This window comes from Streptomyces olivochromogenes (genome assembly GCF_021538895.1).
Classification (GTDB): Bacteria; Actinomycetota; Actinomycetes; order Streptomycetales; family Streptomycetaceae; genus Streptomyces; species Streptomyces olivochromogenes_A.
The window spans coordinates 65,691-80,865 of sequence record NZ_JADDRL010000025.1; the positions used below are offsets into that span (position 1 = coordinate 65,691).

Genomic DNA, 15,175 nt, shown 5'->3' on the forward strand with positions numbered 1-15,175 from the left:
GCTCTCGCGGTTCTCGCCGTTCTCGCCGTTCTCGACGAGGAGGACGATGCCGGTGGGGCCCTTCGGGGCCATTCCAGGGGGCTACCGGAAAAGGGCGTCGCCGCGCTGTTCTGCAAGTAGGTGATGGTGGCAGCGCTGGCGGAGGCTGCGCAGAGTTTCGCCTGGTCAGCACCCATGTTGTCGATGCGGCCCATGACGCCGACGCCATTGCTGAGGCGGTCGGGGACCGCCGTCTGACGGCCATCGTGTACACCCGCGCCCACAACGACCACATCGATGCGGCGCCTGCCCTGGCCGACCGCATGGGCGCCACGATCTGGCTGCATCGTGACGACCTGCCGCTGTGGAAGCTGCCTCACCCCGACCGTGGCCCTGACGCCCATCTGGCCGACGGCCAGTTCACCACGGCGGCCGGTATCGACCTCACGGGGCTGCAGGCCCCGGGCCACGCGTCGGGTGCGGTCTTCACCGGCGACGCCATCTTCCATGGCGGACCCGGCGCGACCGGGCGCTCGTACTCCTGCCGGGTTCAGTCGTCGGACGCCGTTCTCAGAGCACGCCCACCAGCACGATGACCAGGGCAGGCAGTGCGATGAAGACGGTGCCGAGGTAGACGGCGAGGACCCACCGGTGCTCGGAGGTGATGCGGGCGAGGTTCTCGGCGCAGAACAGCGGCACGGGGCGCAGGAGCGGTATCACGTAGATCACGATGATCGCGAAGAGGTTGTAGATCAGATGCACGAAGGCTGCCTGCAGGCCGATCTTCGCGTCCTGTCCGACGCCTGCGAACGCCGCGAAGACCACCGTGAACGTTGTGCCGAGGTTGGAGCCGACGACGACGGGATACACCTGCGCCGGTGTCAGGATGCCTGTTCCGGCGAAGGGGACCAGCACGGACGTGGTGATGGTCGAGGACTGGGTGACGACGGTTACTCCCATCCCTGACACCATGGCGAGATAGGCGTTGCCGCCGACGGCCTTGATCAGAATGTCGCGGGCCTTGCCGACCATGAGCAGTTTGAGCAGCTTTCCCAGGTAGCGGACGGCGATCAGGATCAGCACGGCGCCGATCACGATGGTGAACAGCGGACCGAGTGTGCTGCTGACGTGCGAGGTCGCGTGGATCACTCCGTGTTCCACCGGCCTGGTGGCCGCCCGGATGAAGTTGAAGTGGGCCGGGTTCGGCAGCCAGTCCGTGCCGTACAGCGCATTGGTCAACGTCCCGCTGATGTGTTGCAGCGGATGCCAGATCAGCTCGATCGGGAAGAAGATCAGCAGCGCGAGCCAATTGTAGAAGTCATGGACGGTCGAGGCGCCCAGCGCCCTGCGGAACTCTGTGCGGTCGCCGACGAAGGTCAGTGCGACCAGGCTCGTCGTCACCGTGGTGCCGACGTTCGCGCCCAGAATGATGGGGATCGCGCCCTCGATGGGCAACGCGCCCGACCCTACGGCGGTGACAGCGATGGCCGTCGTCGTGGTCGACGACTGGATCAGGACCGTACCGAGAACGCCGACGCTCAGCCCGACCCACGGGTGCGCGGCGAAGGCGAACATGGTGTGCGCTGCGTCGCTGCCCAGCCCCGCAAAGCCGCGACTGATGATGCTCACGGCACAGATCAGCAGGTAGATCAGCCCAGCGACACCGCACCAGCCCAGGGCTTTGGCCCATGCGGGGAGCTGGATCGCCCCGACGCCGCTCTCGGCCGCGGGGACCGTGAGCGCCGAGCCGCTGGAAGGGGTTCGCCCGGAGACGTCACCCTTTTGGTGGCTGTTGTCCGGACCGCTGTCGGATGTGGCTCCCGCCATGAACCAAGGCTACGAGCTCCTGCCGAGGGGCGCGCGTGGCTGAGCGCCGTACGTGTGCAACGGACGGCTGGTGCCGTCAGCGACTGCGGTTTCTCCTGGCCCGACGCCAAGTGGCCACGGTCGCCAGGCTCGCCGGCGGTCTCGTGCTCTCCAAACGGGATGACGATGGCCGGCGGACCTGCCAATCGCCGTGGAAGTGCTCCGGACAACATATTTGGCGAGGCTGGGCCGACCGGCCTGATGAGCCCTTGGGGGCCTGCCCGGTGCCGAAGCTGTCCCGCTGACATCCAACGCTGACATCAACGGCCCCGGGCGACGGCAAGGCACAGCAAGGCTCACCAATCGCGAACTCGGCCGTCTCAGTTTCCGGTCTCATTCATGGCCGCACGCGGCCGTCCGGCATCGTTCACCCTGCACCGATGGGCACGGCATCAGTACAGGAATGAACGCCAGGAAAGGAGCCTGGATCAGGCTCTGACCAGCTCGGAGTTCGGTGCGCTACTGGCGCGCGATGATGCTGCTGGCTTCGGCGGGCGGCAACCGGGTGTCTGTGGTCGCGCAGTTGGTGCAGGCCGATGAGGACACTGTGCGGGATGTGATCCACCGGTTCAACGAGATTCGCCTGGCCTGTCTGAGCGGCTGTTGTCTTTCCGAGTCTGACGGTTGCGTTTCCGCTGGTCAGGGGTAGGGGTGGCGTCGTTGTGCGGAGTGATGGATCGTCGCTTCGTCGCTCCCGTGGAGGTCTCGGGTGCCGTCGGTTGTCGGATTGCTGGAACAACACGAGCTTGCCGTTGCTCCGCCGCTACGTCATCTGGCGAAACCGTCACGCCGACGATCAACGGCTACGAGCCGTAGTCGGCGGGGCGAACGTTGCCTGATGCGGCACCAGGCAGCGTTGCCCTCCCGGCGATCAGGCGAAGTCGGTGGCGGGCTCAGTGGCGTAACGGCTCATCGTTTGGATGCTCGCCTGTGGGGTCGGCGCCTGGCCGTCGGCCATCATGTCCTGTAGGTCCCGGAAGTACTGCACGTACAGGTCCGGCGTGAAAGTGCTGAGCATGACGGCCGGCTGGTCGGTCACATTGGCGAAGGTGTGCGGGGCTCCGGGCGGGACCATCACGAGCGTGCCCGCGGTCGCGTCGTAGTCGTTGTCTCCGACGGTGAACCGCACCGTGCCGGAGATGATGTAGAAACCCTCGTCGTGCTGGGCATGACGATGCTGCGGCGGTCCGGGCGTGTGCGGCGCGAGGACGGACTCGGCGATCCCCAGGCGGTGCCCCGTGTTGCTGCCGTCTTCGAGGACGCGCATGCACGTGGTTCCCAGGAGGATCGTCTCCCCGTCGCCCGGACCGACCACCGATACGGCGGGGTCGGCCATCGGCTCATGGGCCTTTGGTTCGTCAGTCATGCGTCGATTCCACGGCCAGGGCGCTGCGACTGTCCAAGACCCATTCCGTGACCTCGATACCGTACGGGTATCGTCGCACCATGGAGCTACGCATGCTGCGCTATTTCGTGGCCGTCGCCGAGGAGCTCCACTTCGGCCGGGCCGCCGCCCGGCTGCACATGAGCCAGCCTCCGCTGAGCCGGGCGATCAAGCAGTTGGAGACCGAGGTCGACGCCGCGCTGTTTGACCGCTCCTCCTCCGGTGTCAGGCTCACTGCGGTGGGGGCGGTGCTGCTCGATGAGGCGCGCGCCCTGCTCGATCAAGCCGACCGGGTACGCGCACGCGTGGCCGCGGCGGCCGGCACCGCGACCATCACCGTCGGCATCCTGGGGAACAGCACCGACCCGGGCGCAACCCGGCTGGCCCGCGCCTACCATCGACAGCACCCGCGCGTTGAGGTCCGCGTCCGCGAGACCGACCTGACCGATCCCACCTGCGGGCTGCACGCCGAACTGGTCGACGTCGCCCTGACCCGCGGGCCGTTCGACGAGACCGGCCTGACCGTGCACGAGCTGCGTGCCGACCCGGTGGGCGCGCTGCTGCGCGCCGACGACCCGCTGGCCCGGCGCGACAGCCTGAAGCTGGCCGACCTGGCCAACCGCCGCTGGTTCCGCTTCCCGGAGGGCACCGACCCCCTCTGGCAGTCGTACTGGAATGGCGGAGAGCCTCGCGAGGGTCCGGTGGTACGTGCCGTCCAGGAATGCCGGCAGGCCGTTCTCTGGAACGGCACGGTCGGACTGACTCCCCTGGACCACGAACCGGCAGAGGGGCTCGCTGTGGTGCCACTGATCGACATACTGCCGAGCCGGGTGGTGGTGGCATGGAAGGAGGGCGACACCAATCCCCTGATCCGCTCGTTCCTCCAGACCGCGATCGCCGCCTACCGCGACTGAACACCTCACCCGCGGCCCGTCGGCACGGCCAGCACAATCGTCATACCGTCCACGATCAGACCCAGACGCCATCCGCGACACCCACACGGTCCTCAGCCAGCCTGCAACAACCCGAGGTCAAGCCACAACTGACGCCGCAATAGCTGTTCTCACACGACCTACACCAACCCAGCTCACCGAGCCGCCTGTGCCGCAACTGCCCTCCCCCTCAGCGACACCCCGCCGGCGCAAGCCGACGGGGGTTCTCACCTGTCACGAGCGATCACTGGACGCGGCCTACACGGCGCCTGGGCAGCCCGGAGCGGACCGATACGGCATCACGGTGACCCCGGACGGGCAACTGGTGTGGCTCGACAGCCCCGTCGGGCCGAGCTGGGCATGCCGTTCTCGTCGGTCACCAGCATCGCGGTCTGCTCGGCGCGGGATTCAGTGCGTGGGCGAACCGTTCCATGGCCTTCGCCCGGGTTTCGGTGTCCCACTGACCTGTTCATCGGGGCGGTAGCCTCTGCTCGCGCCGCGCTGACCACCGGGGAGTGGCCAGTCGCGGATGTACTTCAGGGTGTGTTCCTCTCGCCGCCGAGCTCAACTGCCCGGCAGCAACACGGGCTTGATGGTCGTGCCTGCCACCGAGTCCCGCTCGGCGTCGTTGATCGCGCTGAGTGGATAGGTCCGCACGAGCCGGTCGAAGGGGAAGCGCCCCTGCTGCCACAGCTCCAGCAACTGCGGTATGAAGAGCTGGGGCACGGCGTCACCCTCCAGAATTCCCCTCACGTTCTTGCCCTGTGCCAGGGCGGAGGGGGGAAGCGTCAGAGGCCGTGATTGGACGCCGACCAAACCGACGGTACCCGTGGGTCTCAGGGCTTCGATGGCCGTGTTGATGACGCTGGGGATCCCGGTGGTGTCCAGGGCGTACTGGGTTCCTCCCCCGGTGAGTTTGCGCAGCTGCGCCACGATGTTGTCGTCGCCACCGTGCACCGTGGCGGTGGCGCCGAGTTCACGGGCCAGGGACAGCCGGCTCTCGTGCAGGTCCACTGCCACGATCGTGGTGGCCCTGGCGACCCGGGCAGCCATGATGGCGGACAGGCCCACCCCGCCTGCCCCGAAGACGACGACGCTGGAGCCTGCCCCGGCCCGCAGGGCGAGGAGGACTGAACCGGCGCCCGTTTGGATCCCGCAGCCCAGCGGGCCGAGCAGCTCCAGCGGCAGGTCTTTGTCCACCTCGACGATGTTGCGTGCGGTGGCCAGCGCATAGGTCGCGAACGACGACTGCCCGAACCAGCGGGCCGCCACGGGTTGCCCGTGGTGGTCGGTGGCCGGGCCGACACCGTCGAGGCCGGAGCCGGTGAGGTTGAGGCGGTAGAAGTTCTCGCAGTACGCCGGGTGTCCACCGAGGCAGTTCTGGCACGCTCCGCAGGAGTCGAAGGAGAGCACGACGTGAGCGCCAGGGGCGATTCCGGTGACACCGGGGCCTACCTCCTCCACTATCCCGGCGCCTTCATGTCCGGTGATGATGGGCGGCTGGGCCATGAACCCGGGCGTCCTCGGCAGCATGTCGGTGTGGCAGAACCCCGCTCCCACGATCCGTACGAGCACCTGGCCGGGGCCGGGAGGCGCCAGCTCGACCGGCTCGATCGCGTAGGGGTCACTCGCCCCGCGCAGCACCGCGGCCTGAATCTTCATTCGAGTCTCCTTCATCTGATGTCATGCGCGGTGCGGGAAACGTGGCAGTGCACGGCCCGCCTCGACGACACGCATGTTCCTTCTTCTCGCCGCCTCCGGTGTGTCCCGCGCGCGAGCGCCTCGGGGGCTGCGCGCGGGCCCGGAGAATCGTGTGAACAGGCAGACCGTCAGTCCGCGAACCTCCGGCTCGGGCGCATGGTCACGCGTACAGCGGTGTCTGCACTGCCGTCCACTGGGCCTGTGGTCAGGGCGGTCATTAGCGATCCGCACCTCAGAAATTCAACGTGGGTATCTGGCTGAAGACCCAGCGGGCCGTCGCTCGCAGGGCGCAGGAGATCGAGCAGCAGCCTGGCGACGTCAGCGCCTGCCGCCGCCGCTGCGCATGATGCGTCTTGAGGGGCTGCGCACCAAATAGCCCTTCTCCGTCCTCCCCACCAAAAGCGCTGCCCCCCTACCGCAACGTCACCGGACACGGTATGAACACGCTCCCAAGGCACAGACCCGATCGCCGCCCGGTGGGTGATAGTTGAGCTATCACCCACCGGGCTCCGTGGTCAGCCGTCGTGGGGCAGGCAGCGCCGCTGACAGCCCGTCCGGTTCTGGTGGAAGATCGCGTTCACGATCTCCCTCAGATCGCAGGGCCCGTAATCCCCGGTCGCCGACCGTGCCACCTGTCCTGCTTCCAGGATGTGATCACCGGCTCGATCAATGCCCAATGCTCATCCGATAGATCGCTTGGATACGGTCTTCGCGTGCGGCGGTCAGTGCCATGATCGAGCGATCACGAACCAGGGAAGTGCGGACTTAACGCCCTCTCAGGCCAGCGGTTTTGCGAGTATGGCCTTGCGGTGGCTGAAGGTCTCGATGGAGTGGCGGCCGTGGTAGCTGCCCATGCCGCTCTCCCCGACGCCGCCGAAAGGCAGGCCCAAGACCATGAGGTGAGCGATGGGCAGGCCGTAGCCGAGGCCGCCGGAGGACGTCTCGGCGGCGATGCGGTGCCGAGTGTCGTCGGACTCGGTGAACACGTACAGGGCGAGGGGCTTGTCGCGGTCGTTGACGAAGTCGATCGCCTCGTCGAGGCCGGTCACGGTGACTATCGGCAGAATGGGGCCGAAGATCTCCTCCTGCATGACCGGGGACGTGGGGTCGACGTCGGCCAGGACGGTCGGGGCGATGAACTTGCTCGTCCGGTCACTACCTCCTCCCACAACCACACGGCCGGAGCCGAGCAGACCGGTAAGACGGTCGAAGTGCCGCTCGTTGACGATCCGTCCGTACTCCTCGGACGTCGCGGGATCGGTGCCGAAGAGACCCTCGATGGCGCGCGTGAGGGCGGGTTCGAGGGCGGCGGCGGTCTGCGGATCGGTCAGCACGTAGTCCGGAGCGACGCAGGTCTGCCCGGCGTTGAGGAACTTGCCGCGGGCCAGCCGTTCTGCGACCACGTCGAGATCGGTGCCGCGGTCGACGAAGACCGGGGACTTACCGCCCAGTTCCAGGGTGACGGAGGTGAGGTGTGCGGCGGCGGCCCGCATGACGATTCGGCCGACCATGCCGTTGCCGGTGTAGAAGATGTGGTCGAAGTGCTCGGCCAGGAGTGCCGTAGTCTCGGGGATTCCGCCCTCGATGACGGCCACCGCTTCGGTGTCAAGGTATGCCGGCAGCAGCCTGGCCAGCGCTGCGGAAGTGGCCGGGGCCAGCTCGCTCGGTTTGGCCACAACCGCGTTCCCGGAAGCCAGCGCGCCGACCATCGGAGCGAGCAGCAGCCCGGCCGGATAGTTCCACGGGGCGATGATCAGTACGACCCCCAGCGGGTCGTACTGAGTCCAGGCCGATGCATCCTGCCCCAGCAGCGGCGGGACCTCTACCGCCTCGGGAGCCAGCCACGTCTGAAGGTGGTCGAGCGTGTGGTCGATCTCCCGGATCGTGAAATCGATCTCCGTGCGGTACGCCTCGCCGGAAGGCTTGCCCAGGTCGGCGTGAAGAGCCGCGGCCAGATCAGCGCCGCCCTCGATGAGCATCTCCCGCAGCCCGCGCAACTGCGCCGTGCGCCACTCAAGGGGCTTGGTACGGCCGGTACGGAAGGCGGCACGCAGCCGCGCCACGATGTCGGCCGGTGACTCGGAGCAGAAGTGATTCACGGGGAGACCTCGCTGATAGTACGGCGCGACCAAAGCGGCCACGCACGACAGGTGAACGTGGGTGGGTTGCACGGGTTCGCTCGGTGTTCACCGCGGCAGGGCAGTACTCACCCGGAGAACGGTGTTCATTGAGCACTCATCCGAAGCGTTTGTGCCTCTTCGTCCGCGCCGGCCATGCTCGCGTAACCCTTCGATCGACCGCCATTACAGTGCGTCGTTCGATGTGACCAAGACTCTGACAGGGCGCTGTCCACTTTCCAGAGCCAACTGGAACGAAGACCGTCCACCCCTGTCCACTCGCGCCCGACGCCGATTTCAGCCGCGCCGTGTCTCGAAGACCAATGCAGCTACCCGTCACCGTCCACCAAGCAAGGCTCGGACCAGCGGAGTTCAACGTCATCCGACCCGCCGGTCCCCTGGTCCACGCAGTGCTCATCGACCACGATCAGCACCTGGACACCGGGCCTTCCACCTTGATCGCGGACACCTCGACACTGGATCTTGAGTCCAGGGAGAGGAGCTGCGGGTAGTCGCGGTGACTGTGCCGCCGTGGCCTGTCAACAGTCCGAATGAGGCTAGGCTCGAAACCGGTCTCTGGTGACCTTGCCCGGATTCCTTGAGTCTCTGTTGAAGCCCGTGAACAAGGCTTATGGGCGCCGTCCCTTCATCGAACCGTGACGGCCAGGCGGAAGGAGTCAGCGCCGGTCTCGATGATGGTGCCGTTGAACGTCAGCCAGTCGACCATGGCGCGCAGAGCCGCGGATCCATGAACGTCTTCGTCCAGCCGTCTGGGGCTGGCACTTGTTCCCTCAGTCTTCCATGACGCGCGAGCAACTGACTGACGGAGAATGGGAGTTCATCGAGCCGTATCCGCCGATCGGGGCGTATGGCCCGCATCCCGTGCGGCTGCGGCAGCAGTTCGAGGACGTGATCTGGCGGTTCAGGACGGGTGCACGGTGGCGGGAGATGCCGACCGAGTTCGGTGTCTGGCCCACCATCCAAACCGCTTCAGGCAGTGGGGGGACGCCGGCCTCTTCGAGGCCCTGCTGGAGGGCCTGACAGCCGAGGCCGCGAAGCGGGGTGAGGTAGTCCGCCGACTCGTCCCGCGACCGGGCCCCTTCGCCCGCACCAGGCTGCCGGACAGCCCTGTCGTGCCTCCCTCGACCGGGACAGTCCGGCGACCGGCCCGACCTGCCCCGGCCCTGAAGCGCACCGGCACCTGCCCCTCAGCGTGCGAGGAGTCGGGCGCGCCCCCGTCTACAACATGACCGGGCAGCGCGGGTCACGCGGCCTGTTTCTCGGCGGGTTGGGCCAGCCCGACGGACGTCCGCAGCGGGGCTTCCTCGATGAAGAGGCAGAGCAGGAAGGCGAGGAGTGCGGAGGGGGCGGCGTAGAGGAAGACGTCGGCGATGCCGTGGCCGTAGGCGCTTTCGAGCCAGGTGCGGACCGGAGCGGGGAGCAGGTTCATGTCGGGCAGTGAGCCGCTGCCGGAGGCATGGGCGGCTGCGGCCTGCGCGTCGGGGGGCAGGTCGCCGATGGTGTCGGCGGCGTAGTGGGTGATGCGGGTGGACATCAGGGAGCCGAGGACGCCGACGCCGACCGCACCGCCGAGGGAGCGGAAGAAGCTGATCACGGAGGAGGCGGCGCCGAGGTCGGCCGGGCTGACCTGGTTCTGGGTGGACAGGACGAGGTTCTGCATCATCATGCCCACGCCGACTCCGAGCAGGGCCATGTAGAGGGCGAGCTGCCAGTAAGGGGTGTCGTAGCGCATCAGGCCGAGCAGGCCGAGGCCCGCGGTGAGGAAGACGCCGCCGGAGACGAGCCAGCCCTTCCAGCGGCCGGTGGAGGTGATGAACCGGCCCGAGACCGTGGAGGAGACGAACATACCGGCGATCATCGGGATCGTCAGGACGCCGGACATGGTCGGCGACTCGTCACGGGCGAGCTGGAAGTACTGCGAGAAGAAGACCGTGCCGCAGTACATGCCGACGCCGACGAACAGCGAAGCCAGCGAGGCCAGGGTGATGGTGCGGTTACGGAACAGGCGCAGCGGGATGACCGGTTCGGCGGCGCGGGTCTCGGCGAACACGAACAGCAGGGCGAGCAGGACGGTGCCGCCGACCATGGTGCAGGTCTGCCAGGACAGCCACTGGTACTTGTCGTCGGCGAAGGTCACCCAGATCAGCAGCAGCGAGGCGGCCGCGGTGATGAGGAACGCGCCGATCCAGTCGACCTTGACCTTCCGCTTGGCGACGGGCAGGTGGAGTGTCTTCTGCAGGACGACCAGTGCGATCAGCGCGAAGGGGATGCCGACGAAGAGGCAGTAGCGCCAGCCGAGCCAGTCGGTGTCGGTGATGACGCCGCCGAGGAGCGGGCCACCGGCGGTGGCGACGGCGAAGGTGGCGCCGTTGTAGCCGGAGTAGCGGCCCCGCTCACGCGGGGAGATCATCGCGGCCATGATCACCTGGACCAGGGCGGTCAGACCGCCCGCACCCAGGCCCTGCACGACACGGGCGCTGATCAGCATGGCCGGGCTCCGCGCCAGACCCGCGATGACCGAGCCGATGATGTAGATGACCAGGGATATCTGGACCAGTGCCTTCTTGCTGACCAGGTCGGCGAGCTTGCCCCAGATCGGGACGGAGGCGGTCAGGGAGAGCAGCGCGGCCGTGACGACCCAGGTGTAGGCGGACTGGCCGCCGCCGAGGTCCTTGATGATCGTCGGCAGCGCGTTGGTCACGATCGTCGAGGAGAGGAGCGCGGCGAACAGGCCCAGCAGCAGGCCCGAGAGCGCCTTCATGATCTGCCGGTGCGTCATGGGCGCGCGCCCGTGGTCGCCTCCGTGCTCGGGCGCTCCCTTCGGCTTCGCGTGGGCCCGCACACCGGCCGATGTAATCGTTGCCATGGTCTTCCTTCTCTAACGTCTAAGATCCACCTGAAGCACAAATCCGCGCTTCTTTCGTGCCGGGCGTGCTCGCCCGGCCCTACGATCGACCGCCATTACGGTGCGTCGTTCGGACTGACCGAGATTCCGACGGAACACCGTCCAATTTCCAGAACAAGGACGAACGACTACCGTTCACTCAAGTCCACTCGTGTCCACTCCGGTCCCGCCATTCACGCTCTGTCAGGAGCACCTGACGAGCTAGTACGTGGCAGCGGGCGGGAGTTGTTGTCCCGGCGGGCGACGGCAATGCAGGAAGGACCGGCTCGACTCAACGCATGCCCCCCGGCCTGTCATGGTCCGAGCGACGCATGCTTGGCGGTGACACGACAACACTCGGCCCGGCGGCAGGCTCGATGGACGATCCGAAGGCCGGTGCGGGGGTGCCTGGCGGGCCATCTGTCTTGGGCCGAGGGCAGGGGCATGTCTGGTGTCGTCGAAGACCGTACTCTTCGGGGGCGTCGTCCGGGGGGCGGCCGTTTCGGGGGAATCGGGGGCCGCCATGCTCAGGCTGCATTTCACGAGGGACGATCTGGTGCGGGCGAGCGTCGCACCCGGCCCCGACGTCCTTTGGGAACTCGTCCTCGGCGCGACTCTACTGGGCGGCCATCAGGGCCGGGCTGTCTTCGACCCATGGCGGCAACAGGCTCTGAGCAGCCTGCGCCGGCTGCCCGCCTGGCAGCCCCGACTGCTGCGCTCCCTCGCCCCGCCCAGGGGCGACTTCCCCGACTTCCTCACCCCAGGCATGGCTGAAAGCGACCTCGACAGTGGCCTCGACATGGTGCTGTCCACACCGCGGCGGACGCTGCGCACCGACATGCGGGTACTCGGCCGACTGCCCTCGTGGGCGGGTGAGATCGCCACCGGCGACGGCGAGGCGCTGAGCGCGCTCGGCGCCGCCCTGCGCGCCTGTCACCAGAGTCTGATCGCCCCGGTGTGGCCGCGGATCCGGGCCCATGTGGAGGCCGATCGGGCGCTGCGGGCGCGCTCGCTGCTGAAGGGCGGCCCAGAGGGGCTGCTGGCCGGATTCGGTCCCACGCTGCGCTGGAAGTCACCGGTTCTGGAGGCCGACTACCCGGTGACCCGTGACATCTTCCTGGACGGGCGCGGGCTGCTGCTGATCCCGTCGGTGTTCTGCTGGCGCACCCCGGTCACCCTCATCGATCCCTCGCTGCCACCGGTGCTGGTGTATCCGATCGGCCGCGGTCCCGGCTGGTGGGCGGGGGCCGGACAGCAGGACGGCGCCGCCCGTCGGGACGGTCTTGAGGCGCTGCTGGGGCGGACCAGGGCGGCGGCGCTGCGGGCGGTGGAGGACGGCTGCACCACGGGCGAGCTGGCCCGACGGTTGGGGATCTCGGCCCCGACGGCCAGTGAGCACGCTTGCGTGCTGCGGGAGGCGGGGCTGATCGGCTCGCTCCGGCACCGCAACACCGTGCTGCACGCGCTCACGCCGCTCGGGGCGGCGCTGCTGTCGGAGAACCCCCGCCGGCCGGATCGCGGGGCGGTCCGGCCGGTGGGGCGTGGTGGTCAGCCGGTGGACGACGTGATCACGCGGTAGGTCGCGCCCGCGACGTTGTCCGTGTAGCGGTAGATCGTGCTGATCGGAACGTAGTTGTTGATCTCGCCCGAGTAGCACGGGCCCGTCCGGGACTGGTAGCTGCCCTCCAGGATTCCGTATGCGGTCTTGTCGACCTGGCTGAACAGCGGGCCACCGCTGTCACCCTTGCGGGCGCAGATGTCGGTCCAGATGCCGACGCCGTCCTTCGGCGAGATGACCTTGCCGCAGCGCGTTCCGACCAGGTAGCCGTCGCCGGCGCCGCTGTCGTAGGACTCGGGGTAGTTCGAGGAGTCCGACCCGGTGCCGGTGGCACACGCGACCCAGCCGGGGTTGATCTCACTGAAGTTGTGGTAGCCGGTGATCCACTGGTCGGCCGTGGTCGCCTGGGTGCCGCACGGCGTGTCCGAATCGCTGTCCTGACCGCCGTTGCGGCAGTACTTCATCACCCGGTTTTTCCCGGAGAAGTTGTCCAGCCAGGTCTGCGAGTAACTGCCGCTGATGTACGGCAGCATGACGAAGTCGTACGGATACGAGTTGACCTCAAGGGCAGCGTTCGGCGCGTGCTGCTGCAGGATCGAGTAACCGTTGTGGTTGATGTACGTGTTGTTGGTCTTCCCGACCACGCAGTGACCGGCGGTCAACACCCAGGCCCAATTGTTGTAGGTGGTGCCGCCCTTGGAGCGGATGTTGAAGCCGGAGGTGCAGCCGCCCCAGCTGCCGTTGTCACGCTTGATGTTCAGGCGGAGTCCGCCGCGCATGGGTCCGTACTTGGTGGAGCAGTACAGCGGGTGGCAGTAGCCCCAGTCCACGTGGGGGGTGAAGGCCTGCTGGGGCTGGTCAAGCCGGCGCTCCTCCACCAGCCCGCGCGGCTCCTTCGCCAACGCGGCACGACCGTGGGCCAGTTCGTGCGCGACGGTGTCGGTCCGCGTCACGGCGGTCGCCGCGGGACGCCCCCGCAGGTTGGACAGCTTGTTCCATGTACCTGACCGCTTGGCGTCGGCCACCCAGTCGCGCCGCCACAGTACGACCTTGTCCTCCATCGGCGACACCGCCGGGATGAAGAGCGAGTCGGGACCGCCGCCGACCGTCCGCTCGAGGCGGGACACGATCCCGTCGAGCTCGGCCCGGGAGTGAGCGACGGTCCTCGTGCGCACATGGGACCTGTCCGCCAGGACCCGGATGTAGGGCGCGACAGCGGAGTCGCTGGTGGTGAGGACCCTCAAAACGCCGCCGTGGTCCTGGTCCAGCCACATTCCGGCGTACGCCCCCGGCCGCTCCTTCTTGAGCTTCTTGTCCAGGATCTGTGCGTCGGCCTGCAGTTGCAGCCGGCGCAGCGCCTCGGCGTCGGAGACGTGGTAGGTCTCCTTCAGGTACGCCACGGATTCGCGCACCGCGTCCGGATCGAGTCGCGTGTGCCGTGTCCCCCGCGTTTCGTCCGCCACTGTGCCGGGCGCAGCCTGCGCCCACGTGGCACACAGGATCACGGTCAGTATGGCCGCGGCGAGGGCCAGGATGCGCGCCCTCATGCGTCCACCCACAGACACGTGGTCCCGGACCACCAGCCGCGGGTGGTGGCGAAGGCGTGCCGGGTGTGCGGTCCGTAGACGCCGTCCGCCGTGGTGCCGGCCGCGTACTGGGCCTTCTTGAGCGCGTTGTAGGTGTTGGTGCCGAAGATCCCGTCGACCTTGAGCTGGGCGCCGATCTTGTCGGTGAAACAGTGGTTCAGCTCAGTCTGGAGGCTCTTCACCGCGGAGCTCACAACGCCCTCAACCATGTTGCAGTCGAGGTTCTGTGTGCCCCCGGAGTTGTACGACGGGATCTTGATGGGTCCCGCGTCACCAGTCCAGGCGTCCCCGACTCCGTTGCATGTGGGCGTGGCCGCAGACGCCGGTTCGGCGACTGTCGCCCCCAGTCCCAGCGCGACCGCGGTGATCGTTGCCATCGCGAGTAGTCGTCTCATGGGCTCCCTCCCTTGCCTCGCCTGCGCGGAATGCACAGCGACGATGACAGGGGGTCGAGGCGCCGAGCGACCACCTTCGGGCAGTGCCGAAAGACCCAGGTGACAGGGTGTGAGTGGCTATTCCGGCGTCTTGGGTCATGACGATTCGACTGTGCCCGCATGTTCGGGTTCGGGTTCGGGTTGCGGGCTGGCTGCGGCAGCCGGCGCAGGCGGGAGCGGGGGGGCGGCGACGGTCTTCTCGACCGCGGTGGTGAGGTTCTGCCAGAGGAACTTGTCGACCTGGAGGGCCTGGTGCGCTGCGGTGGCGGCCACATCGGCACAGGCGCCGGAACGGTCGCGGCAGACCTCGGTTCCGGGGATGAACCTGAAGCCACCGAGACAGGGTCGCCGCGTTACACCGAGGCAGCAAGTCCAGGACCTGCTGGGTCTCGGCGTCGATCACAACGCTTCCGTAGACATGACCGCGCGGCAGCGCGAAGACGCCTACACCGACCACTCTCGGCTCCGGAGAGGTCGCTCCGTCCCTGTTCCGGTGAGCGATTCCCGTCCCTGACCGCGCAGATCACGCGGCCGAGCAACCCGGCGACACGACGGCGATATGGGTGGGAGACCGGTTGGACGGGCTGTGGTGCGACGAGCACTTCGCGGGCTGGTTCCCGCGCGACGGACACCCCGGCATCTCGCCCGCCCCACTGACCCCTGCCCTGGCCTCACGACCTCGGCAAACGACCAGCTGGTCCCTGCTGCACAGC

At 67.8% G+C, this 15,175-nt stretch carries 9 protein-coding genes and 5 pseudogenes; 5 read left to right on the plus strand and 9 right to left on the minus strand.

Features of this window, described 5'->3' with window-relative positions:
* Window positions 1-176: 176 nt before the first annotated feature.
* A pseudogene (locus IPZ69_RS15420) lies at window positions 177-521 on the plus strand (MBL fold metallo-hydrolase); the annotation flags it as partial.
* 28 nt (window positions 522-549) lie between these two features.
* Here IPZ69_RS15420 and IPZ69_RS15425 read toward each other — a convergent pair.
* Window positions 550-1,806 carry a thymidylate synthase gene (locus IPZ69_RS15425; protein ID WP_235454686.1) on the minus strand — a complete coding sequence of 419 codons (1,257 nt, stop codon included), beginning with the start codon at window positions 1,804-1,806 and terminating at the stop codon, window positions 550-552.
* 487 nt (window positions 1,807-2,293) lie between these two features.
* Between IPZ69_RS15425 and IPZ69_RS15430 the strand changes: the two are divergent.
* A pseudogene (locus IPZ69_RS15430) lies at window positions 2,294-2,440 on the plus strand (helix-turn-helix domain-containing protein); the annotation flags it as partial.
* A gap of 276 nt (window positions 2,441-2,716) precedes the next feature.
* Here the strand turns inward: IPZ69_RS15430 and IPZ69_RS15435 are convergent.
* Window positions 2,717-3,211, minus strand: a complete 495-nt coding sequence (locus IPZ69_RS15435; protein ID WP_235454687.1) for a cupin domain-containing protein — start codon at window positions 3,209-3,211, stop codon at window positions 2,717-2,719.
* An 80-nt stretch (window positions 3,212-3,291) separates the two neighbouring features.
* Between IPZ69_RS15435 and IPZ69_RS15440 the strand changes: the two genes are divergently transcribed.
* A complete protein-coding gene (locus IPZ69_RS15440; RefSeq protein WP_235454688.1) occupies window positions 3,292-4,143 on the plus strand; it encodes a LysR family transcriptional regulator in 852 nt (283 codons plus the stop codon).
* Between the two features lie 582 nt (window positions 4,144-4,725).
* On the opposite strand, the gene IPZ69_RS15445 is transcribed toward IPZ69_RS15440, so the two are convergent.
* The 4 genes and pseudogenes from IPZ69_RS15445 to IPZ69_RS15460 all read right to left on the minus strand — a co-directional run.
* On the minus strand, window positions 4,726-5,823 hold the full coding sequence (locus IPZ69_RS15445) for an NAD(P)-dependent alcohol dehydrogenase (RefSeq protein WP_235454689.1): 1,098 nt from the start codon (window positions 5,821-5,823) through the stop codon (window positions 4,726-4,728).
* Window positions 5,824-6,383: 560 nt separating this feature from the next.
* A pseudogene (locus tag IPZ69_RS15450) lies at window positions 6,384-6,532 on the minus strand (transposase); the annotation flags it as partial.
* 106 nt (window positions 6,533-6,638) lie between these two features.
* Window positions 6,639-7,961, minus strand: a complete 1,323-nt coding sequence (locus tag IPZ69_RS15455; RefSeq protein WP_235454690.1) for an aldehyde dehydrogenase family protein — start codon at window positions 7,959-7,961, stop codon at window positions 6,639-6,641.
* A 664-nt stretch (window positions 7,962-8,625) separates the two neighbouring features.
* A pseudogene (locus IPZ69_RS15460) lies at window positions 8,626-8,747 on the minus strand (IS21-like element helper ATPase IstB); the annotation flags it as partial.
* A 33-nt stretch (window positions 8,748-8,780) separates the two neighbouring features.
* On the opposite strand from IPZ69_RS15460, the pseudogene IPZ69_RS15465 reads away from it, so the two are divergent.
* Window positions 8,781-9,064 (plus strand): annotated as a pseudogene (locus tag IPZ69_RS15465) (transposase); the annotation flags it as partial.
* A 179-nt stretch (window positions 9,065-9,243) separates the two neighbouring features.
* Here IPZ69_RS15465 and IPZ69_RS15470 read toward each other — a convergent pair.
* On the minus strand, window positions 9,244-10,866 hold the full coding sequence (locus tag IPZ69_RS15470; protein WP_235454691.1) for an MDR family MFS transporter: 1,623 nt from the start codon (window positions 10,864-10,866) through the stop codon (window positions 9,244-9,246).
* 541 nt (window positions 10,867-11,407) lie between these two features.
* Between IPZ69_RS15470 and IPZ69_RS15475 the strand changes: the two genes are divergently transcribed.
* Window positions 11,408-12,463 carry a helix-turn-helix domain-containing protein gene (locus IPZ69_RS15475; RefSeq protein WP_235454692.1) on the plus strand — a complete coding sequence of 352 codons (1,056 nt, stop codon included), beginning with the start codon at window positions 11,408-11,410 and terminating at the stop codon, window positions 12,461-12,463.
* Here IPZ69_RS15475 and IPZ69_RS15480 read toward each other — a convergent pair.
* Window positions 12,433-13,989, minus strand: a complete 1,557-nt coding sequence (locus IPZ69_RS15480) for a S1 family peptidase (RefSeq protein ID WP_235454693.1) — start codon at window positions 13,987-13,989, stop codon at window positions 12,433-12,435. The two genes, IPZ69_RS15475 and IPZ69_RS15480, sit on opposite strands and share 31 nt — an antisense overlap.
* Window positions 13,986-14,423, minus strand: coding sequence for a peptidoglycan-binding domain-containing protein (locus tag IPZ69_RS15485; protein ID WP_235454694.1), 438 nt, complete (start codon window positions 14,421-14,423; stop codon window positions 13,986-13,988). Before IPZ69_RS15485 ends, IPZ69_RS15480 begins: the two co-directional genes overlap by 4 nt.
* Between the last annotated feature and the right edge of the window lie 752 nt (window positions 14,424-15,175).

Excerpts from the sequence above, each read along its gene's own strand:
- IPZ69_RS15425 (WP_235454686.1), bottom strand. The coding sequence starts at position 1,806 with ATGGCGGGAGCCACATCCGACAGCGGTCCGGACAACAGCCACCAAAAG.
- IPZ69_RS15470 (WP_235454691.1), bottom strand. The coding sequence starts at position 10,866 with ATGGCAACGATTACATCGGCCGGTGTGCGGGCCCACGCGAAGCCGAAG.
- IPZ69_RS15440 (WP_235454688.1), top strand. The coding sequence starts at position 3,292 with ATGGAGCTACGCATGCTGCGCTATTTCGTGGCCGTCGCCGAGGAGCTC.
- IPZ69_RS15435 (WP_235454687.1), bottom strand. The coding sequence starts at position 3,211 with ATGACTGACGAACCAAAGGCCCATGAGCCGATGGCCGACCCCGCCGTA.
- IPZ69_RS15485 (WP_235454694.1), bottom strand. The coding sequence starts at position 14,423 with ATGAGACGACTACTCGCGATGGCAACGATCACCGCGGTCGCGCTGGGA.
- IPZ69_RS15445 (WP_235454689.1), bottom strand. The coding sequence starts at position 5,823 with ATGAAGATTCAGGCCGCGGTGCTGCGCGGGGCGAGTGACCCCTACGCG.
- IPZ69_RS15475 (WP_235454692.1), top strand. The coding sequence starts at position 11,408 with ATGCTCAGGCTGCATTTCACGAGGGACGATCTGGTGCGGGCGAGCGTC.
- IPZ69_RS15480 (WP_235454693.1), bottom strand. The coding sequence starts at position 13,989 with ATGAGGGCGCGCATCCTGGCCCTCGCCGCGGCCATACTGACCGTGATC.